General features: G+C 45.1%; 21 protein-coding genes and 1 tRNA gene. 15 read left to right on the top strand and 7 right to left on the bottom strand.

Annotation, left to right across the window (positions count from 1 at the left end):
- Positions 1 to 3 precede the first annotated feature (3 nt).
- The 3 genes from ICW03_RS04500 to bamC all read left to right on the top strand — a co-directional run bounded on the left by ICW03_RS04500 (position 4) and on the right by bamC (position 2,662).
- Positions 4 to 567, top strand: coding sequence for a bifunctional 2-polyprenyl-6-hydroxyphenol methylase/3-demethylubiquinol 3-O-methyltransferase UbiG (locus tag ICW03_RS04500; protein WP_251374465.1), 564 nt, complete (start codon positions 4 to 6; stop codon positions 565 to 567).
- Positions 568 to 644: 77 nt separating this feature from the next.
- The gene (dapA, locus tag ICW03_RS04505) at positions 645 to 1,517 is read left to right on the top strand and encodes a 4-hydroxy-tetrahydrodipicolinate synthase (RefSeq protein WP_215350182.1); all 873 of its coding nucleotides are present in this window, start codon (positions 645 to 647) and stop codon (positions 1,515 to 1,517) included.
- Positions 1,517 to 2,662 (top strand): outer membrane protein assembly factor BamC, encoded by a 1,146-nt coding sequence (bamC, locus tag ICW03_RS04510; protein WP_215349501.1) that lies wholly within the window; start codon positions 1,517 to 1,519, stop codon positions 2,660 to 2,662. Before dapA ends, bamC begins: the two co-directional genes overlap by 1 nt.
- Before the next feature lie 63 nt (positions 2,663 to 2,725).
- Here bamC and ICW03_RS04515 read toward each other — a convergent pair whose 3' ends face one another.
- On the bottom strand, positions 2,726 to 2,914 hold the full coding sequence (locus ICW03_RS04515) for a hypothetical protein (RefSeq protein ID WP_215349504.1): 189 nt from the start codon (positions 2,912 to 2,914) through the stop codon (positions 2,726 to 2,728).
- A gap of 110 nt (positions 2,915 to 3,024) precedes the next feature.
- Positions 3,025 to 4,257 carry a cupin domain-containing protein gene (locus tag ICW03_RS04520; protein WP_215349507.1) on the bottom strand — a complete coding sequence of 411 codons (1,233 nt, stop codon included), beginning with the start codon at positions 4,255 to 4,257 and terminating at the stop codon, positions 3,025 to 3,027.
- 55 nt (positions 4,258 to 4,312) lie between these two features.
- Here ICW03_RS04520 and ICW03_RS04525 point away from each other — a divergent pair, with 55 nt between their 5' ends.
- Entirely contained in the window at positions 4,313 to 4,909 is a 597-nt protein-coding gene (locus ICW03_RS04525; protein ID WP_215350184.1) for a peptidylprolyl isomerase, read from the top strand.
- Between the two features lie 74 nt (positions 4,910 to 4,983).
- On the opposite strand, the gene cysE is transcribed toward ICW03_RS04525, so the two are convergent.
- Both cysE and ICW03_RS04535 read right to left on the bottom strand, forming a co-directional pair.
- Entirely contained in the window at positions 4,984 to 5,745 is a 762-nt protein-coding gene (cysE, locus tag ICW03_RS04530; protein WP_215349510.1) for a serine O-acetyltransferase, read from the bottom strand.
- A 23-nt stretch (positions 5,746 to 5,768) separates the two neighbouring features.
- Positions 5,769 to 6,521, bottom strand: a complete 753-nt coding sequence (locus tag ICW03_RS04535) for an RNA methyltransferase (RefSeq protein WP_215349513.1) — start codon at positions 6,519 to 6,521, stop codon at positions 5,769 to 5,771.
- 142 nt (positions 6,522 to 6,663) lie between these two features.
- On the opposite strand from ICW03_RS04535, the gene ICW03_RS04540 reads away from it, so the two are divergent.
- Positions 6,664 to 7,452 carry an inositol monophosphatase family protein gene (locus tag ICW03_RS04540; protein WP_215349515.1) on the top strand — a complete coding sequence of 263 codons (789 nt, stop codon included), beginning with the start codon at positions 6,664 to 6,666 and terminating at the stop codon, positions 7,450 to 7,452.
- A 30-nt stretch (positions 7,453 to 7,482) separates the two neighbouring features.
- Here the strand turns inward: ICW03_RS04540 and ICW03_RS04545 are convergent, their stop codons facing one another.
- From ICW03_RS04545 to ICW03_RS04555, 3 genes are read right to left on the bottom strand one after another with little or no spacing between them, the layout of a single operon-like run.
- On the bottom strand, positions 7,483 to 8,265 hold the full coding sequence (locus tag ICW03_RS04545) for a UDP-2,3-diacylglucosamine diphosphatase (RefSeq protein ID WP_215349518.1): 783 nt from the start codon (positions 8,263 to 8,265) through the stop codon (positions 7,483 to 7,485).
- The gene (locus ICW03_RS04550) at positions 8,262 to 8,765 is read right to left on the bottom strand and encodes a peptidylprolyl isomerase (RefSeq protein WP_215349521.1); all 504 of its coding nucleotides are present in this window, start codon (positions 8,763 to 8,765) and stop codon (positions 8,262 to 8,264) included. The genes ICW03_RS04545 and ICW03_RS04550 overlap by 4 nt, the downstream gene beginning before the upstream one ends.
- Positions 8,737 to 9,636 (bottom strand): M48 family metallopeptidase, encoded by a 900-nt coding sequence (locus ICW03_RS04555; RefSeq protein ID WP_251374466.1) that lies wholly within the window; start codon positions 9,634 to 9,636, stop codon positions 8,737 to 8,739. The genes ICW03_RS04550 and ICW03_RS04555 overlap by 29 nt, the downstream gene beginning before the upstream one ends.
- An 87-nt stretch (positions 9,637 to 9,723) precedes the next feature.
- On the opposite strand from ICW03_RS04555, the gene cysS reads away from it, so the two are divergent.
- From cysS to ICW03_RS04605, 10 genes are all read left to right on the top strand, one after another.
- On the top strand, positions 9,724 to 11,145 hold the full coding sequence (gene cysS, locus ICW03_RS04560) for a cysteine--tRNA ligase (RefSeq protein WP_215349527.1): 1,422 nt from the start codon (positions 9,724 to 9,726) through the stop codon (positions 11,143 to 11,145).
- Positions 11,145 to 11,825, top strand: coding sequence for a DNA-3-methyladenine glycosylase (locus ICW03_RS04565; protein ID WP_215349529.1), 681 nt, complete (start codon positions 11,145 to 11,147; stop codon positions 11,823 to 11,825). The genes cysS and ICW03_RS04565 overlap by 1 nt, the downstream gene beginning before the upstream one ends.
- Positions 11,826 to 11,834: 9 nt before the next feature.
- Positions 11,835 to 12,806, top strand: coding sequence for an acetyl-CoA carboxylase carboxyltransferase subunit alpha (locus ICW03_RS04570; RefSeq protein WP_215349532.1), 972 nt, complete (start codon positions 11,835 to 11,837; stop codon positions 12,804 to 12,806).
- Positions 12,772 to 14,076, top strand: a complete 1,305-nt coding sequence (gene tilS, locus ICW03_RS04575) for a tRNA lysidine(34) synthetase TilS (RefSeq protein ID WP_215349535.1) — start codon at positions 12,772 to 12,774, stop codon at positions 14,074 to 14,076. The genes ICW03_RS04570 and tilS overlap by 35 nt, the downstream gene beginning before the upstream one ends.
- A gap of 60 nt (positions 14,077 to 14,136) precedes the next feature.
- Positions 14,137 to 15,387, top strand: a complete 1,251-nt coding sequence (locus ICW03_RS04580) for an aspartate kinase (RefSeq protein WP_215349538.1) — start codon at positions 14,137 to 14,139, stop codon at positions 15,385 to 15,387.
- Positions 15,388 to 15,460: 73 nt separating this feature from the next.
- Positions 15,461 to 15,555, top strand: a tRNA-Ser gene (locus tag ICW03_RS04585).
- A gap of 360 nt (positions 15,556 to 15,915) precedes the next feature.
- Positions 15,916 to 17,499 (top strand): type I restriction-modification system subunit M, encoded by a 1,584-nt coding sequence (locus ICW03_RS04590; RefSeq protein WP_215349541.1) that lies wholly within the window; start codon positions 15,916 to 15,918, stop codon positions 17,497 to 17,499.
- Entirely contained in the window at positions 17,499 to 18,578 is a 1,080-nt protein-coding gene (locus tag ICW03_RS04595) for a restriction endonuclease subunit S (protein WP_215349544.1), read from the top strand. The genes ICW03_RS04590 and ICW03_RS04595 overlap by 1 nt, the downstream gene beginning before the upstream one ends.
- Positions 18,578 to 19,225, top strand: coding sequence for a hypothetical protein (locus ICW03_RS04600; protein WP_215349547.1), 648 nt, complete (start codon positions 18,578 to 18,580; stop codon positions 19,223 to 19,225). The genes ICW03_RS04595 and ICW03_RS04600 overlap by 1 nt, the downstream gene beginning before the upstream one ends.
- Positions 19,209 to 22,076 carry a type I restriction endonuclease subunit R gene (locus ICW03_RS04605; protein ID WP_215349549.1) on the top strand — a complete coding sequence of 956 codons (2,868 nt, stop codon included), beginning with the start codon at positions 19,209 to 19,211 and terminating at the stop codon, positions 22,074 to 22,076. The genes ICW03_RS04600 and ICW03_RS04605 overlap by 17 nt, the downstream gene beginning before the upstream one ends.
- Positions 22,077 to 22,080 lie beyond the last annotated feature (4 nt).

Below are 22,080 nucleotides of genomic sequence, written 5' to 3' on the forward strand. Positions count from 1 at the left end.
ACCTTGCACAATCCGCATGATGTGATTGCTAATGCATCCGTTTGGGTGAGGCGGTTTTCTCCGCTCATACCAAAAGGTGGGGTTGTATTGGATTTAGCATGCGGATCAGGGCGCCACTCCGAGTGGTTGGCAAATACTGGTCATCAGGTGTTAGCCATAGACCAAGATATTTCAGCCGTTCAAGCTTTAAATAATCCTCTCATCACCCCAAAGTGTTGTGATCTCGAGCAAACTGAATGGCCTCTCTCGAACTCTGAATTCAGCGGCATAGTGGTCACGAATTACCTGTATCGCCCGCACTTAGATCAATTACCCCAAATGCTGGTGGATGGGGGTGTCTTAATCTATGAAACCTTCGCCTTGGGGAATGGGGATTTTGGCAAACCCGCGAACCCTAATTTCCTCTTAAATCCTGGGGAATTGCTCGCATTTGCAACCCGCCACGTGCTCAAAGTGGTGGCTTATGAGGACATTTATGTCGATCAGCCCAAACCAGCTATGGTTCAGCGCCTTTGTGCTGTAAAAGGCGAGCCAAAACAGCGCATTCCGTTACAATTTCAGGGTTAAGACAGCTAAAAATCGGTGCATATTCGGTGACAAATACAGCTCATTCCAAAGGTAGTAAAAAGCCCATCGCTGGTAGTATGCCGGCTATCGTGACTCCGATGTTTGAGGATGGCAGCTTGGATTTCGCTAGCTTGCGTTCTTTATTGGACTGGCATGTAGCAGAAGGCACTGATGGGATTGTGATTGTGGGAACCAGTGGCGAATCCCCGACAGTTTCAGTTGAAGAGCACTGCGAATTGATTCGCGTAACGGTGGAGCAGATTGCTGGGCGTATTCCAGTCATTGCAGGCACTGGTGGTAATTCCACTATTGAAGCGATTGAGTTAACTAAATACGCTAAGCAAGTTGGCGCCGATGCCAGCTTGCAAGTAGTGCCGTATTACAACAAACCTACACAAGAAGGTATGTATGCGCATTTCAAAAAGATTGCCGAGTCAGTAGATCTGCCGGTAATTTTGTACAACGTGCCTGGTAGAACAGTCGCAGATTTGGCTGGTCATACTGTAGTCCGCTTAGCGAGCGTGCCAGGCATCATTGGAATCAAAGAGGCAACCGGCAGTCTTGAGCGCGGAACCTTATTAATTAATGATTTAAAGCGTGCTGGCCATCAAGACTTTTCAGTGTTTTCAGGCGACGATCTCACGGCTGCAATGTTGATGTTGATGGGTGGTAAGGGCAATATTTCTGTTACAGCCAATATTGCGCCACGATTAATGCATGAGCTCTGTGTTGCAGCTATGTCCGATGATGTGAAGCGAACACGTGAAATTCAATATCAATTGATCGCAGTTCACAAGGCGATGTTTACAGAAGCAAACCCAATTCCAGTGAAGTGGGCTTTACATGAGATGGGCAAGATTACTGCTGGCATACGTTTGCCATTAACCCCCCTAAGCAATTCCCTTCGTGAGCCATTAAAGGCAGCTTTAAAACAGGCCAACTTATTATGATGAATTTGCTTCAATCGGTCCGTCGATCCATATCGATTATTGCTTTAGTTGTTTTTGGCGTTGCGGTATTGAGTTCATGCAAGTCAGTGACTAGCAATGACACGGTTGACTACAAGTCCTCTGGTGCCGTACGCGGCCCTAATCTGTCATATCCTCCTGATTTAATTACTGCGCAAGCAGATCGCCGTTACATCGTTCAAGATGGCACTGCCACCATGTCCGAATACAACGCTGCAGTTAAGAAATCTTCACAACTGCGTAGTAATGTCCTTACCGGTATTCCTGGTATGCGGATTGCGCGAGATGGTGAGCGACGTTGGTTGGTAGTAGAAAAGCCAGCGCCTGAGCTTTATCCGCAGGTAAAGGATTTTTGGCAAGAAAATGGCTTCTTACTGGTCGTTGATTCACCATCAACTGGCATCATGGAGACTGACTGGGCTGAAAATCGCGCCAAAATTGCGCAAGACTTTATTCGTTCAACAATGAGCGCAGTGTTGGATTCAGCATATGACACTGGCGAGCGGGATAAATATAAAACACGTTTAGAGGTAAGTAAGCCGGGTGAAACTGAAATTTACATTACTCAACGAGGCGCTGTTGAGCAGTGTGTTCGTGATCTAACGCAGGCGTGTCTTTCCACTATTTGGACTCCGCGCCCAAATGATCCTGAGCTTGAGGCTGCATTTTTGGCCCGCTTGATGGAGCGTTTGGGTATGACTCAAGAACAAGCGAAGGCAATGGTTGCTGTGCCGCTTGGCCCTAAGACTCCTAAAGCAAAGTTTGTGCAGGATGGTACCAATCAGGCTCATATTGAGCTTGGTGTAAGCTTTGACCGCTCTTGGCGTGATGTTGGGTTGGCGCTTGATCGTTCCAACTTTACCGTGGAAGATCGAAACCGTACTGCCGGGGTTTACTACGTACGCTACGTCAATCCTAAAGATTTGGGTGATACCAAAGGCTTCTTTACAAACTTATTTAGTAGCAAAGACGATTCAAGCTTGAAGGCTAAAAAATACCAGGTTGTTTTAAAGAGCGCGGGTGAGAATTCTGTCAGTGTGTTTGTGCAAAATGCCGAAGGTAAGCCAGAAAATACGCCTGCTGGATTTCAGTTGTTAACCTTATTAACGGAACAGCTCTCAAGGTAGTTCGCTTTTTTAGAGCAAATAAAAAAGCCGCTTTTCAGCGGCTTTTTTTCTTCATGAAGAAGATTACTTCTTAGCGTCAGCAGCAGGAGCAGCAGGAGCAGTTGGAGCAGCAGGAGCAGCAGCAGGAGCTTCAGCAGCAGGAGCGGCTGGAGCAGCAGCAGGAGCAGCTTCAACAGGCTTTGCTTCTTCTTTTTTACCGCAAGCGGCCAAGGCGATTGCTAACATAGCAGCGAATACGAGTGACTTCTTCATTTATAAATTCCTTTAAAAAAATTAACAACAATTACCGGTAATTGTTCTTTGGATATACCGAGGGATAATCCCTAAGTAGTTTCCAGTATTTATTATATCCATCTCTGTAATCAGTCCTCAAAAGTCAGCCAGCCTGATAAATAGGCCTCATAAAGACTAGATTTATCAAGGTCTTGGAGTTTGGTCTTGGTAAGGTATTTTGATCCAGATAGGGCCTGCCAGGCCCGTGTAATCGAGGAACTTTGCTTGTTAGTCATGTCTTCCCCATTGCAATAAACCTGGCTGTTGAGGCTCAAAATCCGTGTTTGCGGATGGGGACTGAGTTTGCCCGAGTTAATTCTCTGCTGAAATTGCTTTGGGTTTAACGGTTTTTTTGGGGGCTCAAAGATAGCTTGTGGCTTAGGCTCGGAAAGGTAGCTTGTAATGCCAGGTAAAAAACTATTAATTTGATCGAGTTTTAATGCTTTGAGTTTGGAGCTCAACTGCTGAATCAACTCCTCAGGCAATTGTTCAGCGCTGTGAGTTGCTTTCTGTTTGGGATCTGCAAATTTTTGCTCTAACTCTGGATTATCTTCTAGGGACTCAGCTAAACGCCATAGCCCCTCCTGAAGTAATTCTTTAAAGCTGGGCGAGCGAAATCCAACCGACCATGTCTGGCAGCCTGGATCTAAAGCGATGCCATCATGTGCAACATGTGGAGGCAGATACAGCATGTCACCGGGCTCTAGAATCCACTCTTTTTCGGGCTTAAAGTGCTGCAATATTTTCAGTGGTAATTTGGGGTTCAGGCTCAAATCCTTTTGTTCTGAAATCTGCCATTGCCTTCTGCCCGACATTTGAATTAGAAATACATCATACGAATCAAAGTGCGGACCAACACCACCACCAATACCAGCAATGCTAATCATCAAATCATCAAGGCGGGCATCGGGTATAAAGCGAAACCAAGAGAGTATTTTTGCGGCTGCAGGGTGGTGTGCCTCCATTCCTTGAAGCAACAAGGTCCAATTAGTCTTATCTAAAGACGGTATTGATTGCTTAGAAAATGGACCCTGGTCAAAGCTCCAAGGCTTGGCTTTAACTAAGCGTGACTCAACCTCTTCATTTAATGCAAATTCCAGCAATTTATTTGCTGGAATAGGGCTATCAAGTGGCTCTCCCTGCTGGGCAGATAGGGGGAAGGCGGGAATTGCCCCGCGGATCATCAGGGGCTTTTTATGCCAATACTGCGTCATGAACTGATCAGGGCTAATGCCCCCAAATAAGGCCCAGGGCTTACCTAGAGGGAGCTTTGCTGGGGCTTGGGGCGGTTGATAGGGTTTGCTCAAGTAAAATGAGGTCATAAAGATATAGATGCTTTTAGAAACTGATTAAAACCGAATGTTCGACAAATTCCGCATGAAGATTGAAAAAAATACTATCGTATCCCTTCGTTATAAGCTTACCGATGCACAAAATAATGTCATTGAAGAGCCAGATTCTCCGATGGTATACCTGCACGGTGGGTATGAGGGTACTTTTCCGAAAATTGAAACTTTGCTCGATGGACACGATATTGGCTATGAGGCCACGATCCAGTTAGAGCCTAATGAGGCTTTTGGTGAGTACGATCCAGAGCTTTTGAAGATCGAGCCCCGTACACGCTTTCCAGAGCCTCTTGAGGTGGGTATGCAGTTCGAAGGCGTTCCTGATGCAGAAGAAGATGCAGCAGTAGATGACGCAGATGATGAGCCGCTAATTTATACCGTGACCGATGTAGCCGATAACCAAGTGGTGTTAGATGGCAACCATCCATTAGCCGGTATGGCTTTGCGTTTTTGGGTTCAGGTTGAAGATGTTCGCGCTGCTACTGATGACGAAATTGAAAATCGCCATCCAGAAGGTGGCGAGAGTTTTTCATTCGGCATGCCTAATGACGACGACGGTGATGACGATGAGGAGTTTCCAGGTGGCGCTTTAGGTGAAAATAACGCGGGGCCACGCACACTACATTAATTCAAATGCCTGTGGAGAAAATAAAAGGGATAGCACGCTATCCCTTTTTTCCTTGCAACTTCCTAAAGTAGAGCTTATTCCTTCAACCATTCTTTAATAGCGTCTAGATCACGTTTGGTATCACTTGAGCTGGCATCCATGCCGTCGGGGGTATTGTTGAGTTTAGCGAGGGCTTTTTCTAGCGCAGCGATCTTGGCTTCTTGTTCAATCGTTGCATCAATCAAACCTTTTAAAGCCATTGATACGGGGTCATCAATATTAGGCGTGATGCCATAAGCAGAAAAGTATTCTTTTGTTTTGCTATCGGCGCTTTGTGGTAAATCTGGATGCAATATGCGCGCAGGAATGCCAACTGCAGTAGCGCCTGCTGGAATTTCTTTGAGTACTACAGCATTAGAGCCAACGCGCGCACCATCACCCACGGTAAATCCACCAAGCACTTTTGCGCCCGCACTCACCACCACGCCTTTACCTAGTGTCGGATGTCGTTTGATTCCTTTGTAAAGCGATGTACCACCTAAAGTAACGCCTTGATAAATCGTGCAGTCATCACCAATCTCAGTGGTCTCGCCAATGACAATACCAAGACCATGATCCAAGAAAACTCTGCGACCAATCTTGGCGCCTGGATGAATTTCAATGCCGGTCAAGAAGCGAGAAAACATGGACAGTAGGCGCGCGATCCATTTCAGACCAAGGTTCCACAAAAAGTGGGAGATGCGATGCAGCCAAACTGCATGCAGACCTTGATAACAAGTGATTACCTCAAGACGGTTCCGTGCTGCTGGGTCTCTGGCAATAATGGAGTCGACTTGGTCGAAGAATGGATTTGACATAAGTTGATTTTAACGGGATGTGCTTATTTTCTCAGGAGCATCTGTTTTGCAATCCCCCGCAACAGATCAATTTCTTCCTTATGCAGACGACTCCGGGCAAATAATGCTTGTATTCGAGGCATCAGCTTCTTTGGGTTGGCGGGGTCTAAGTAGCCGATGGCCTCAAGCCCTTCTCGCCAATGTTCCAGCATCGCAGCAACCGCTGCAGGATCGGCAAAATCAGCCATTTCTTCGCGCTTGGCTAAGCCATTGCGTTTACCGTCATGCTGGGTAAGCGTTTCTCTAAGGGTATAGGCGCATACCATTAGCGCTTGGGCAAGATTGAGCGAGGGGTAGTCGGGGTTGGCATCAAGCCAAACTCTATGGGTGCATAGAGCCAAATGCTCGTTATCAAGCCCGGTTCTTTCGGGGCCAAAGAGAAGGGCTACCTTTCCTCCGCGATGGGCCACTTCCCCAATCAATGATTTTGCAGACTCCCAGTCGATAGCGGGGGGTCCAAATTCTCGGTCACGGCTAGTGAGGCCCAAAACCAGAGAGCAACCCTCTACGGAAGAAGCTAGGGATTCACCCTCTATGGAGTCTTCTAGAACGTCTGCGGCACCGCTTGCCAGGGCTATGGCTTCGGGATTGGCGGCGACACCCTTGAGCTTTGGATTAATTAACCTGAGATCGCTAAAACCCATGGTTTTTAGGGCGCGAGCAGCTGACCCCACGTTTCCTGGGTGGCTGGTTTCAACTAAAACCCAGCGGAGTAATGCGGAGGTATCGATATTCATCAAGGAACTATGAGCTGGTTAATAGGGTGCAATGATTGCTAATCGTTTAGAATCAATCTGTTAGCTTCGTATTGTCATGCAATTTACCCTAGTTGTAGGCATTACAAGGAGCTTGTTCTTATTTAATTTGTCCATCAATACTATGCATCCCATGTTAAATGTGGCCATTAAGGCCGCCCGTCGCGCTGGAACAGTCATTAATCGTGCTTCCTTGAATTTGGAGCGCTTGCAGGTTGACCGCAAGCAACATAACGATTTCGTAACCGAGGTGGACAAAGCTGCAGAAGCAGCCATCATTGAAACGCTCAGCGAAGCCTATCCAACTCACGGATTTTTGGCAGAGGAAACTGGCGAGCGCAATGCGGATGCTGAAAATGTATGGATCATTGATCCCCTTGATGGCACAACTAATTTCATTCACGGATTTCCTCAGTACGCAGTATCAATTGCGCTAGCGGTTAATGGCGTAACTCAACAAGCGGTTGTGTATGACCCAACACGTGATGAGTTATTTACAGCTACCCGTGGCGCTGGTGCATATTTAGATCGTCGGCGTTTGCGTGTTGCCGCACAAGATCGTTTAGCTAATTCTTTGTTGGGAACCGGCTTTCCGTATCGCGAAGATCAAGACTTAGAAAAATATTTAAAAATCTTTGCCGATATGTCACGCCAATGTGCAGGTCTGCGACGTCCAGGTGCCGCATCATTAGATTTGGCTTATGTAGCAGCAGGTCGCTACGATGGCTTCTTTGAGAGTGATCTCAAGCCATGGGACATGGCTGCCGGTGCTTTGCTTATTACTGAAGCGGGTGGTTTGATTGGTAATTATCGGGGCGAGGAAGGCTTTTTAAAGAGCGGTGAAGTGATGGCGGCTAATCCGCGCATTTTTGCGCAGATGGTGCAAACACTTTCTAAATACTCTGCTTCTTAATTAAAAAATCGAATTGAGCAATCGACCTGTTTAGTTTTTAATCAGATCGATATAGCGAGTACCGGCATCATCAATGAGTAGGGCGCTCGCTCTCGGGCGACCGCTTTCCGGGTGATCAAGATCCCAATCAGATAACACCCAACGCTGCCACTGCTGGCCATCCATCGACTCTTCATGGTGTGCTGGCATATGGGTATGCCCATGGATCAATAAATCCCCTGAGTGATCTCTTAGCACTGCACCACAAGCTTGTTTCGTGACATCCATCTTGAGTCGATGAGCGCTTGATGCTTGTGTTTGTTGGTATTGCGCGTGACTATTGCTGCGAAGGTGCTGAGCAATACCCTTGCGTAAATTGAGCGGCAGGCTTAGGAAGATTTTTTGAATCCAAGACTTCCTTACCCACCCTCGAAAGATTTGATAGCCAACATCTGCTGTGCATAATGCATCTCCATGGGCCAACACCCACTTCTTCGAGGCAATCTCAGCAGTAGTGGGGTCTGGCAAGAGAGTCATGCCAGTCTTTTTAATAAAGCTTTGGCCAATTAAAAAATCTCGATTGCCATGTAGGTAATACGTTTTTACTTTAGTGGAAAGATTGGCGATCGCACGCTGTACTTCCTGCTGAAAAGGGGAGTGTGCCGCAGCGTCATCACCTATCCAATATTCAAATAAGTCGCCCAGAATAAATACAGCCTCTACTTTTGGAGCCTCTTTTTCACAGAAGTCAAAAAAGCGTTGCGCCGTCAAGGGCATTGACGGCGTGAGGTGCAGGTCTGATATGAGCAGTGCGCTCGCGTGATGCGGAATCATTCCTCGAGAACAGTGGCCTTCTCAATCACAACATCTTCTGCAGGAACGTCCTGATGAAAACCAGAGCTACCAGTCTTTACCTTGCGAATAGTGTCAACAACTTCCATACCATCAGTGACTTTGCCGAATACGGCATAACCCCAGCCCTGAGCATTAGGAGCGGTATGGTTTAAGAAGTCATTGTCATTCACGTTAATGAAGAACTGTGCAGTTGCTGAATGCGGGTCGCTAGTACGGGCCATTGCTACGGTATAGCGATCATTTTTAAGGCCGTTATTGGCTTCGTTTTCAATTTCCGCGCCAGTAGGTTTTTGTTTCATGCCGGCAGACATGCCGCCACCTTGAATCATGAAGTTATTGATGACGCGATGAAAAATGGTTCCATCGTAGTGACCACTTTTAACGTATTGCAAAAAGTTAGCAACGCTTTTAGGTGCTTTAGCAGCATCAAGGGTGAGGGTGATGTCACCCTTATTGGTTTTTAGGAGAACTTTCGCCATTATTGGATCTGCTTTCTGGAAGGTTGGTTGATGGGGTATTGCTTGGCAATGAATCCGTTGGGTTTAGCGATGGGTTCACTGCGCGATTGATTGGACGCTTTGCTGGAGGCTTCAAGACATCCAAGAGTGCTTTAGCGCGATTAGAGTATTGGCGTTGATTCAGTTGCCCACTCTTCGCTGCATCCTGATATGCCTGTGCTCCAAGGCGGATATAGATTTCACCTAAATTGGCTGAGGCGATGGCATAGCTTGGGCGTAGTTTAAGTGCGAGCTCAAGATAATCTCTGGCCTCGATCCACTGACCTTGATTAGCAGCAATAGCTGCTAGATTGTTATAAGGTTCAGGAAGTTCTGGAAACTGTTGTGTGATTTCAATCAAAGTCTTTTTTGCTTGATCAAATTGGCGCATCTCAATTTGTAAACGCGCTTTTATAAAACGTAATTGCACATTACGCGGAGTTTTTTTCAGATCGGTATTAATTTGAGTGACAGCATCTTGGTACTTACGTGCCTTGATGAGTTTCTCAATATCGGGAGGCACTGCATTTTTAGTAATGGGGTCCGGCTCGATAATCAAGAAGGATAAAAAAGGTATCGCAACCGTTTCAGACAACTCTGGGTTTAATGGGTCATACCCCATGTCGGCGGAAAGCCTTGGGGGGTCGGTTGGGCTGTAACCGCCTAAGTAAGGCTGGGGCGCTCCTTGTGATGCGCTTGTCCCTTGTGCATTTAGCGCCCTAATTTCATTATCAGCACGCTGCTGGGCAGGGGTGCTGCAACCCGACAATAGGGCCAGGGTTGCCAATGCGGCAAAAACTGGGGCAAAGACCTTATTCAAGGCTGGGCGAGGCGCTAGGGCGTTGTGGGGCATAGAGGAAGGGGTGTGAAACGGGCTCATTCGATATACTCAGCGCTCAGTCTAACAAATTGGCGCTACTTGCCCCACCTTTATAGCTCTATGCTGCAAATCTATAACACCCTTAGCCGTTCTAAACAGGCCTTTAAGCCCATCGTGCCAGGCAAGGTGAAAATGTACGTCTGCGGCATGACGGTTTATGACTTTTGTCATATTGGGCATGCCAGGGTCATGATTGTCTTTGATATGGTAGTTCGCTGGCTCAGGGCGAGTGGTTACGAAGTTCTTTACGTGCGCAACATCACCGATATTGATGACAAGATTATTAATCGCGCCATTGAGAATGGTGAGCCGATTTCTGCATTAACTAACCGCTTTATTGATGCCATGCATGCTGACTCGGATGAGTTGGGTTTAATGCATCCTGATCAAGAGCCTCGCGCCACAGATTACATTCAGCAAATGCAAGGCATGATCGGCAAGCTCATTGAAAATGAATTGGCCTATCAAGCCAATGATGGCGATGTGAATTTTGCTGTGCGCTTATTGCCGCGTTATGGTCAGTTGTCCGGAAAAACTCTGGACGAATTGAATGCAGGAGAGCGCGTGGCAGTGGGTGACGGAAAACGTGATCCCTTGGATTTCGTTTTATGGAAAAGCGCCAAAACTGAAGAGCCAGCCGATACCCGCTGGCAGTCTCCATGGGGCGAAGGTCGTCCTGGTTGGCACATTGAATGCTCTGCAATGTCATGTGACTTGTTGGGCGAGCACTTTGACATCCATGGTGGTGGTGCTGACTTGCAGTTTCCGCATCACGAAAATGAAATTGCTCAAAGTGAAGGCGCTTTGTACGGCAAGAACCGCAAAGAGGACGATGCTCCCTTTGTGAATTATTGGATGCACAACGGTCACATTCGGGTGAATGAGGAGAAGATGTCTAAGTCACTGGGCAACTTCTTCCTAATAAAAGATGTGCTCAAAAGCTTTGATCCTGAAGTTCTACGTTTCTTCATGTTGAAGGCGCACTACCGTAGCCCTATTAACTATAGTGATGCACAGCTTGAGGAAGCTCGTTCCGGATTGGCGCGCCTGTATACGGCCTTAGCGCAAGGCCCAAAAGCCAAAGTAATTCAGCTAGACCAAAATAATCTATGGTCTAGGCGCTTTGCTGACGCTATGAATGACGATTTCAATACGCCTGAAGCGATTGCTGTCTTGTTTGACTTGGCTAGTGAAGTTAATCGTGCACAAGGTGAAGAGAAGCAATTGCTTGCCAACACATTGAAAACTCTTGGTGTGACATTGAATTTCTTGCAACGTGACCCCACCGTATTTTTACAGGCGGGCTCTAAAGATCAAGCGGGCTTAAATCCTTCGCAAATTGAAGAGCAAATCACAGCACGTGTTGCTGCCAAACAAGCTAAAGACTTTGCTAAGGCAGACCTAATTCGCAAAACCTTACTAGAACAAGGAATTGTTTTGGAAGATAAACCCGGCGGCTTAACAGAATGGCGTAGGGCTTAATGACAGTGGCGAAAGAAAAATCAGCCAAAGCGGAAAAGGCTGAACTCATTCTTGAGGAAGTTGCTCCTGAGTATTGGGAGCAAGCTTGTAAAGAATTGATGAAGCAAGACCGCATTCTCAAAAAACTCATTCCAAAATATGGTTCAGGTTTTTTAGTCACCCGCGGCGATCCATTTAACACTTTGGCAAGAGCCATTGTTGGACAGCAGATTTCAGTAGCGGCAGCACAATCCGTTTGGAATAGGGTCGTTGCTGCTAGCAAAAAGAAAGTCACCCCGAAAAATATCCTAGCGCTCTCAGTAGAGGAATTGCGCGCCGCTGGATTATCAGGTCGGAAGGTTGAGTACATCCGCGATCTAGCAGACCACTTCGATTCTGGGCGCCTTCATGCTAATCAGTGGAAGGATATGGACGATGAGAGTGTTATTAAGGAATTGAGCTCAATTCGGGGGATTGGACGCTGGACTGCCGAAATGTTCCTCATTTTCAACATGATTCGACCCGATATTCTGCCTTTGGACGATGTCGGCCTCATTAAGGCTATATCCCTCAATTACTTCAGCGGAGAGCCTGTCAGCCGCCATGAAGCCCGTGAGGTGGCTGCTAATTGGGCCCCGTGGCGTACGGTTGCCACCTGGTATATGTGGAGAAGTATCGACCCAATCCCAGTTGAATATTAAAATCAGGCTATGAAAACGACTTTCCTGGATTTTGAGCAGCAAATCGCCGAATTAGAGTCAAAGATTGAAGAGCTGCGTTTTGTACAAGATGAGTCATCGGTGGATATCTCCGATGAGATCAAAACACTTGCTGAAAAAAGTCAGCAGCTAACAAAAGATGTTTACGCCAATCTCACTCCTTGGCAAGTTTCTCAAGTAGCGCGTCATCCACAACGTCCATACACCTTGGATTATGTAAGCGCCTTATTTACAGATTTTCATGAGTTGCATGGCGATCGTACATTTGCTGATGATCAATCTATTATTGGCGGCCTTGCCCGTTTTGATAATCAACCATGCATGGTGATCGGACATCAAAAAGGTCGTGACACCAAAGAGCGCGCTCTGCGAAACTTTGGCATGAGTCGTCCAGAGGGTTATCGAAAGGCAATGCGTCTCATGCGGCTTGCCGAAAAGTTTGGTATTCCAGTTTTTACTTTTGTAGACACACCAGGCGCATTCCCTGGTATCGATGCAGAAGAGCGTAACCAGTCAGAAGCGATTGGCCGCAATTTATACGTACAAGCAGAGCTTGAGGTTCCGATCATCGCCACCATTATTGGTGAAGGTGGTTCAGGTGGGGCGCTTGCGATTGCTATGGGTGATGTGGTGCTGATGTTGCAAAACTCAACCTACTCAGTGATCTCCCCTGAGGGTTGTGCCTCTATTCTTTGGAAGACTGCTGATAAGGCTCCCGAGGCGGCTGAGCAGTTGGGGCTTACAGCGCAACGCTTGAAGGCTTTAGGTCTGATTGACAAGATTGTGGCTGAACCGATTGGTGGCGCGCATCGTGATTACGACAATATGATGAGCAATATGCGCAAAGCACTTGCGGAATCTTTAAAAACCTTCGATGGCATGAAAGTAGATGCGCTACTAGAGCGTCGTCACGAGCGTTTGATGAGTTATGGCAAGTTCAAGGAAATCACAGCAAAGTCCTAAGTCAGGAAAACGAATTGCGGTTGCCCTGAGTGGCGGCCTCGATTCGGTTGTATTGCTTGATACCGTTTGCAAAGCGCAAACCAAGAACCAAGCCAAAAATCAAATTTATGCTTTCCACATTCATCATGGCTTACAAAAACCGGCAGATGACTGGTTAATCTTTTGCGAGAAGCTCGCTAAAAAATACAAAATCCATTTTGATTTCCGATTGCTTCATCTCAACTCAGAACAAGATAGTGGCAATGTTGAAGCAAGGGCAAGAGCAGGACGCTATGAAGCGCTTGCTGATCTTTGTGAAGAGTATGGCATTGAAGATCTCCTCCTAGCACACCATCAAAACGATCAAGCAGAGACCGTACTCTTACAGCTCCTTCGAGGCTCTGGCGTGGCGGGCTTGTCTGGCATGCCAGTAAGTAGGGCGATCTCGGGCATTCCAAGTATTACTCTCTGGCGACCACTCTTAAATCAAAGCAGGCAAGAGCTAGAGGCTTATGCCAAAGAACATCAGCTTAAATGGATCGAAGATCCCAGTAATCAAGACACCAAATATCGTCGCAATGCAGTACGCAAGAAAATTATTCCTGCGCTTGAAAAGATTCAGCCAGAAGCATTGGCCAATATGGCGCGTAGCGCAGAATTATTGAGCGAGGCACAAACCTTACTCAATCGACTGGCAAATCAAGATGGCAAAGGCATCATTTGCAAAGGTCAGTTGAAGGTGGATTCGCTACTGGCGCTAGCAAAAATGGATTTGCCAGCAGCGAATAACGTCTTGCGCTATTGGTTGCAGACACAGCAGTTGACTATGCCATCTCAAGAGCGTTTACAAGCATGGTGGCGCGATCTCGCTAAAGTTAAAGTGGATGCCAAACTAGAGTGGTTGCATGATCAAAGAAAAATCTACCTATGGCGCGGAATGTTGCAGCTTGCCAATTCAGAAGAGGGGCATTGGGTTCTAAAAATCTTGTCAACCAACTCTAAGCAACTGGGTCTCCCGGCTAAATGGGTCAAAGAGGCTCAGGCTAATAATCAAATCATCCTCAAGGAGCGTTTAGGCTCAGAGAAGATTCAGATAAAAGCCAATACCCCACGTAAAACCCTCAAAAACCTCTACCAAGAGGCTGATATCCCCCCTTGGGAGCGTCAGGCACCATTGCTCTACATCAATGATGAATTGATCGCTGTGGCGGGTATTGGGCTTAGCTACCCTCATCTAACCAGCTCTGGCAGGCGCGTGCTCCCAGAATGGGTGCAAAACCCTGTAAAATAAGCCCTTTTTAGATCCTCAGGGAAGATTTCCCTGTCACAAATAGTTAAATAAACGGTTTTTATGGCTCTTATCGTTCATAAATATGGTGGCACCTCAATGGGCTCAACTGAGCGCATTGCCAATGTTGCCAAACGTGTTGCTAAATGGATGCGTGCTGGCCACCAGGTGGTGGTTGTGCCTTCAGCCATGTCAGGCGAAACCAATCGCTTGCTTGGCCTTGCAAAAGAAATTAATCCAGATGCAAATCCACGCGAATTAGATCAAATTGCCTCTACTGGCGAGCAAGTGAGTTCTGGCTTATTGGCACTGGCATTAATGCGCGAAGGTATTGATGCGGTTAGCTATGCTGGCTGGCAAGTAACAGTTCATACGGATTCTTCTTTCACCAAGGCGCGCATTAAGAGCATTGATGATAAAAAAATCTTGGCAGATCTCAATGCAGGTCGCGCTGTTGTAGTCACTGGTTTCCAGGGCGTAGATCCAAACGGCAACATCACAACACTGGGTCGCGGCGGCTCTGATACATCGGCAGTTGCCATGGCGGCAGCCTTAAAAGCAGATGAGTGCTTAATCTATACAGACGTTGATGGTGTGTACACCACTGACCCACGCGTTTGCGAAGATGCACGTCGCTTAGACAAAATTACTTTTGAAGAGATGCTAGAAATGGCTAGCTTAGGCTCAAAGGTATTGCAGATTCGTTCAGTTGAGTTTGCAGGTAAGTACAAAGTTAAAACCCGGGTTCTGTCTTCTTTGACAGACCCATTGATGCCTTTAGCTGATGAGATGAGCTCAGGCACCTTGATTACATTTGAAGAGGACAGCACTATGGAAGCCGCAGTTATTTCCGGCATCGCCTTTGCGCGTGATGAAGCGAAGATTACCGTTCTTGGAGTTCCTGATCGCCCAGGTATTGCATATCAAATCCTTGGCCCGATTGCGGATGCCAATATTGATGTGGACATCATTATTCAAAATCAATCTGTAGAAGGTAAGACTGACTTCACTTTCACAGTGCCACGTGCTGATTATCAAAAAGCATTAGACATTCTGAAGAACACAGTTCAAGCACACATTGAAGCAAAAGAAATTTCTGGAGATCCAAAGGTTTCTAAGGTTTCAGTGGTGGGTGTAGGCATGCGTTCTCATGTTGGCATCGCCAGCAAGATGTTCCGCACTTTGTCGGAAGAGGGTATCAACATCCTGATGATCTCTACTAGCGAAATTAAGATCTCCGTGGTCATTGATGAGAAATACATGGAATTGGCTGTACGTGCCTTGCACAAGGCATTTGAGTTGGATCAGAAGTAAGTTAAAAAGCGCAATAAACCCCTCAGAAGCGGTTATCCGTTAAACTGTGGGGCGTTGTAATAGTAAGAAGTACGGAGACGTGGCCGAGCTGGTCGAAGGCACTCCCCTGCTAAGGGAGCATCGGGGCTAAAACTCTGATCGGAGGTTCGAATCCTCTCGTCTCCGCCAATAACTTTGGCGACACATCTACTTTTCTCTATATACAACAAAGACTTAGCCTCCTAACGGAGGCTTTTTCTTTTCTTAAAAAAACTTCTGCTTACCAGTGCGCTTACCACCCAAGCATTGCTTGAGTCTGCTGTTTTGTCTGGCTCAAGAAGGGTCATTCTAAATAGAGATCTTAGTTGCAGGCTAATGGCCTTATAGACACTCAAAATAAAGCGTATCAATTCCTTGTGTCCGCAGCTTAATACCAAGTTGAGAATGGCTGGGGCTCAGTTAAACTTAAAAATATCATTATTAGTACTAGTAATAGTGTTTAGAGGATTCATTTATCCGGAGTTTAAAGCCCAAAATTAAGGGAAATAGATGTCAGAAGAACAGCGTCGTCAGTTACAGCAACAGCTATGGAATATTGCCAATACATTAAGGGGCAAGATGTCTGCAGACGACTTCCGGGATTACATCCTAGGATTTATTTTTTATAAGTACCTCTCTGAAAAAATTGCCAACTTTGCCAATGACCAGCTAGAAGGTGAGGGGCTGACATTTGAAAATCTAGATGAGAAGTCAGCTGAAGGCAAAAGATATCTAGAGGCAATAGAGGATGCCTGTAAAGAGGAGTTGGGGTATTACCTCTCGCCTAGTGAAATGTTTGATCATTTGGCCAAAAAAGGAAATGGGGAGCTAGGCTCAGATACTTTTATTCTTGGCGACTTAACTAGGGTTCTCAAGAACATAGAACAAAGTACCTTAGGTACTGATAGCGCTGAAGAGTTTGAGCATCTATTCGACGATATTGACCTTACTTCAGCCAAGCTGGGTAAATCAGAGGATGAAAAAAACGAACTTATCACCAAAGTATTGGTTCACCTAAACAAGATCAACTTCCAGTTGCGTGATGCTACTGCAGACGTATTGGGTGATGCCTACGAGTACCTCATTGGCGAATTTGCCAGTGGAGCAGGTAAAAAAGCAGGAGAGTTTTATACGCCACAGCCAGTCTCTCAGCTGCTTGCTGAGCTAGTAACTCTGAACAATCTTAAGCTGCGAAACGTCTATGACCCAACCTGTGGTTCTGGTTCACTTCTGCTGCGCGTAAAACGACAAGCAGAGTTTGTTGGCCACATTTACGGTCAAGAAAGAAACCCAACAACCTATAACTTGGCTCGCATGAACATGATTTTGCATGACGTGCACTTTAGTAAGTTCGACATCAAGAATGAAGACACGCTTGAAAAACCTCAGCACCGAGAAATGAAGTTTGATGCGATCGTGGCTAACCCACCATTTTCAACTCAATGGTCTGCCAATCCGATGTTTATGAGTGACGACCGCTTTAGCTCATACGGCAAGCTAGCGCCAAGCAGCAAAGCTGACCTAGCCTTTGTGCAGCATATGGTTTATCACTTATCAGAAGAAGGCACCATGGCAGTTGTTCTTCCCCATGGCGTTTTATTCCGCGGGGGCGCAGAGGGTCACATTCGGCAATATCTCATCGAAAAGATGAACTGCTTAGATGCTGTTATTGGACTCCCGTCAAATATTTTCTTCGGCACCGGTATTCCAACCTGCATCTTAGTGATGCGTAAATGCCGCAAGAAGAATGACAATATTCTTTTCATTGACGCCAGCAAGCAATTTGAAAAAGTCAAAACAACTAATGTAATGCGCTCCCAGCACATTACCAAGATTGTTCAGACCTATAAAGCACGTATAGCAGAGGATAAATATAGCGCCATAGCCACTATTGAGCAGATCAAAAAAAACGACTGGAATCTAAACATCCCTAGATACGTAGATAGCTTTGAGGCAGAAGAAGAAATTGATTTGAATGCAATATCGGTTCAACTTATTGATTTAGACAAAGAATCTGCAAGTATTGACGAGGAAATTGTGGGATTCTGCAAAGAGCTTGGTATTGAGCCACCTTTCAGTAATGGTGGCAAGTGATGAGTGTGCCGAAGTTGAGGTTTAAAGGCTTCCCAGCATACAAAACATTAGCAATTGAGAGTGTGGCCCCATTGCAGCGTGGGTTTGATTTGGTTGCATCCAAAATTGCTGAAGGGGAGTACCCTGTTGTATTTTCTAATGGGGCAATAAGAAAGCATAATGAATTTAAAGTTGCTGGGCCAGGTGTTGTTACTGGACGGTCTGGAACAATTGGAAACGTTCACTATATTGAAGAAAACTTTTGGCCTCACAATACTTCTTTGTGGGTGACGAATTTTTTTGGCAATAATCCTAAATTTATTTATTATCTTTATTCAAACTTTAACTTATCGCGATTTGGCACTGGCTCTGGAGTCCCAACCCTTAATAGGAATGATGTACATAAACAGCTGGTAACAATTCCTTCGGATGTTAAGGAGCAGGAAAAAATCGCCTCATTCCTGTGTGCTATTGACTTAAAGATAGAAAATCTCACCAAAAAGCACAAGCTTCTTGTTCAATATAAAAAAGGGGTAATGCAGAAAATCTTTAATCAGGATATTCGATTTAAAGATAAGGATGGAAAGGAATTTCGGAAATGGAAAGATGTAAAACTTGGGGATATTGCCCATTCAACTACCGGATCTTCTAATAGAGTGGATTCTAGCCTTATTGGGCAGTTCACATTTTTTGATAGGTCAGAAGACATTCGAACTAGTAATAAGTATCTTTTTGATTGCGAGGCCATTATTGTTGGTGGTGAGGGGCAAGCCTTTATTCCAAAATATTTTGTTGGGAAGTTTGACCTTCATCAGCGTGCGTATGCAATAAAAGATTTTAAAAATTCCATTGGTAAGTATATTTACTTTCATATTGATTATTATAGAAATTACTTTCTCTCAAAAGCTGTTGGCTCAACAGTTAAATCTTTAAGACTGCCAATGTTTAATGAGATGCCACTTAAACTGCCCTCTATAGATGAGCAAGAAAAAATCGCATCTTTTCTGACTAGTATTGACAAAAAATTAGAGGAATTAACTTATCAATTGTCCTTAATGAAACAATACAAAAAGGGTCTGCTTCAGCAGATGTTTGTTTGATGGAACGTTTCAAAACGCTCATTGATACTTTTGGCGAGGTAGCCCCTCACTACAAGAACTTGCTAGTCTACATTGTTCATATAGAGGGTAATAAAAAAACATATCCAGATGTCTCAATTGAGGCTTGCAAATCTCTTTTGGAGGCATTGTCTAAGTTAATAACAACCGACATTAAAGGTTACCCCGAAAACCATTATAAGAATAATGACGCACGCAAAACAGTAAAGGAAGCCAACAGCGCCTTATCAGATGTGATTGATTCGTATGACAATCAACTTATAGAGGTATTCGCCACTTTTACACATAAATTAAGTGAAATCAGGAATCAAACAGGCGATATTTCTCACGGAAGGCTGTACCCAAAAGAGTGGTCTGCGGATCCTAATTTAGCAACCTTAGCAATTGAGATGACAGAGGTAATATGCATTCATATGTTAAAGGGGGTGATGCAGGGAGGCTTCATTAAAAATGAAATTAGATACGAAGAAAATGAAGCATTTAATCAGTTTCTTGATGATGCTAACCCTCAAATTAAGTTGATGTATAGAGACGTGCTATTTAGTAAAGCATTATTTGACTTAGATTTTTATCAATATAAAGAGCAGTTAGATGAATTTTTGGAGATGGATAATGGCAATCCAATCTGAAGCCGCGCTAGAAGAAGCGCTCATCAAACAACTTCAGTCTATGGAGTATTCCCGCGTAGAGATTCTTGATGAATCAGCTATGTTGGCTAACTTGAGGCGCCAGCTTGAGCGCCATAACGAATACACGCACCATATTGCTAATCTTCGCTTTACCGATAAAGAATACGAGCAAATTCTCAATAGGCTAAACACCGGAAACGTCTTTGACCGCGCAGAAATTCTTAGGGATAAGTTTGCATTAAAGCGAGATAACGGCGATGTTATCTGGATCACCTTCCTAAATCATGTCGACTGGTGTCAAAACGAATTCCAGGTCACCAATCAGGTATCTGCAGAAGGTAAGCGCAAGAACCGCTATGACGTCACCATTCTGATCAATGGCTTGCCGTTGGTGCAGATTGAACTTAAGCGGCGCGGAATGGATTTGAAGGTCGCATTTGATCAAATCATTCGCTATAAGCATGAATCTTATGATGCCGGCTATGGCTTGTTTCAGTATGTACAGCTCTTTGTCATTAGCAATGGTGTCAATACCAAGTATTTCTCAAATAATAAGAACATTAAAGAATTCACCTTCAAGCAAACCTTCTTTTGGTCTTCTAAGGATAACAAGCGCATTTCTGACCTACATGAATTTAGCGCTGAATTCTTAAAGCCCTGCCATATAGCAAAGATGATTTCTCGCTACATGGTTTTGACTGTTGATAAGTTGCTATTGGTAATGCGCCCTTATCAGTATTACGCAGTGGAGGCCTTAATTGAAAAGGCTAAGCTCAGCAAGTCCAATGCCTATATCTGGCATACAACGGGCTCTGGAAAGACCTTGACCTCTTTTAAGGCCAGTCAAATTATTGCTGAGTTGCCTGAGGTGGATAAGGTGGTCTTTGTCGTAGATAGAAAAGACTTGGATTATCAAACGGAGAGGGAGTTCAATCACTTCGAAGAGGGTTCGGTCGATAGCGCACCAAATACCTCGGAGTTAGTTAAAAAGCTGAATGATCCAACCTCCAAGATTGTTCTCACCACCATTCAGAAGCTCAATAACGCAATCACCCGTGATAGGCACTCCATCAAGATGGATGGCCTAAAGGATAAGAGGGTTGTTTTTATCTTTGATGAGTGTCACCGTAGCCAGTTTGGTGACAATCATAAAAACATTAAGCAGTACTTTAATAACTGCCAAATGTTTGGCTTTACGGGAACCCCTATTCTTGAGGAAAACGCTTCTTCTCACGGTGGACGCAAACAAACCACAGCCGACTTATTCGGTACTTGCTTGCACAAATACCTCATTGTCGATGCAATCAGGGATGAGAATGTCCTCCGTTTTTCTGTTGAGTATGTAGGGCGATACAAGAAAAAAGAATCCGGCAGCCATCTGGATATCGATGTTGAGTCGATAGATACCAAAGAATTGATGGAGGCTGATGACCGTCTCTACAAGATTACCGATTACATCATTGAACATCATCGCCAGAAGACCAAGCATCCAGACTTCACTGCAATGTTCTGCGTGGATAGCGTAGATTCTCTGATTCGTTATTACGATCTATTTAAGAAGAAGATTGCTGAAACGGGATCTGATCTTCGTATTGCAACCATATTTAGCTACCAGCAGAATGAGGCTAATCCAGAGGCTGATGGTACTGGCGGGGTCATTCCCGAGGATGATGGTGTGCCTCCAGAAAAGGCCATCTATAGCAGGGATAAGTTAGACCAATACATCAATGACTATAACGAGATGTTTGGTACTAAGTTCTCGACTAAAGATAGCCAGGACTATTACAACTACTACAAAGATATCGCTAAGCGAGTACGTCAGGGTCAGGTAGACATCCTATTGGTGGTTAATATGTTCTTGACTGGGTTTGACAGCCCTAGATTGAATACGCTCTACATTGATAAAAACCTGAAATATCACGGACTCATTCAGGCATTTTCTAGAACCAATCGAATTCTCAACGACAAAAAATCTCAGGGCAATATTATTTGCTTTAGAAACCTGAAGGAAAAGACCGACGAAGCAATTGCCTTATTCTCCAATAAGGATGCTAGAGAAACAGTGCTTCTAGAGCCCTATGAGAATTATGTTGAAAAATACAACTTGGCAGTTGAGGCACTACTTGCTCTAACTCCGACTGTTTCGTCGGTTGATGATTTGCAGGATGAGAATGAGCAGTTATTGTTCGTAACCCGATTTAGAGAGCTCTTAAAGCTTAAGAATGTCCTAACGACGTTCACTGACTATAAAGAGAAGGATCTGGCGCTTTCAGAGCAGGGCTTCGAGGATTACAAGTCAAAGTACCTCGATATCTACGAGCGTGTAAAGCATGAGAATGCCAAGGAAAAAGACTCCATTCTGAATGATGTGGACTTTGAAATTGTTCTGATTCATCGCGATCAAATCAACGTCGCCTACATCATTCTGTTATTAACAGAATGGCTAAAGAATGGCGGTAAGGGTAAAAAAGGTGAGCGGATCAAGAAGCAAATTGATGACTATCTATCGGGTGAGATTCAATTGCGCTCTAAGAGAGCTCTGATTGAGCAATTTATCGAAGAAAGCCTCAGTGGCCTCTCTCCGGACGGAGTTTCGGAAGAGTTCGATGTGTTTTGGGCTAAACAAAAGAAAGCAGCCTTTGAGGCGCTATGCCAGTCTGAAAAGATTGATGGTGAAAAGCTCCAAAAATTGCTTGATAGCTATGAGTTTACAAATCAAGCCCCGAGGTCTGAAGAGTTAATTGAAGTGTTGGAGCAAAAGCCAAAGATTTTGGAGCGCAAATCAACGCTCAATAGAGTTGGGGATGCCATTGCTAAGTTTATTGATACCTTTATTGAGGGTATGGGTTGATCTA

Origin of the sequence: Polynucleobacter sp. MWH-Aus1W21 (genome assembly GCF_018687275.1) — a bacterium.
In the GTDB taxonomy this organism is placed as follows: Bacteria; Pseudomonadota; Gammaproteobacteria; order Burkholderiales; family Burkholderiaceae; genus Polynucleobacter.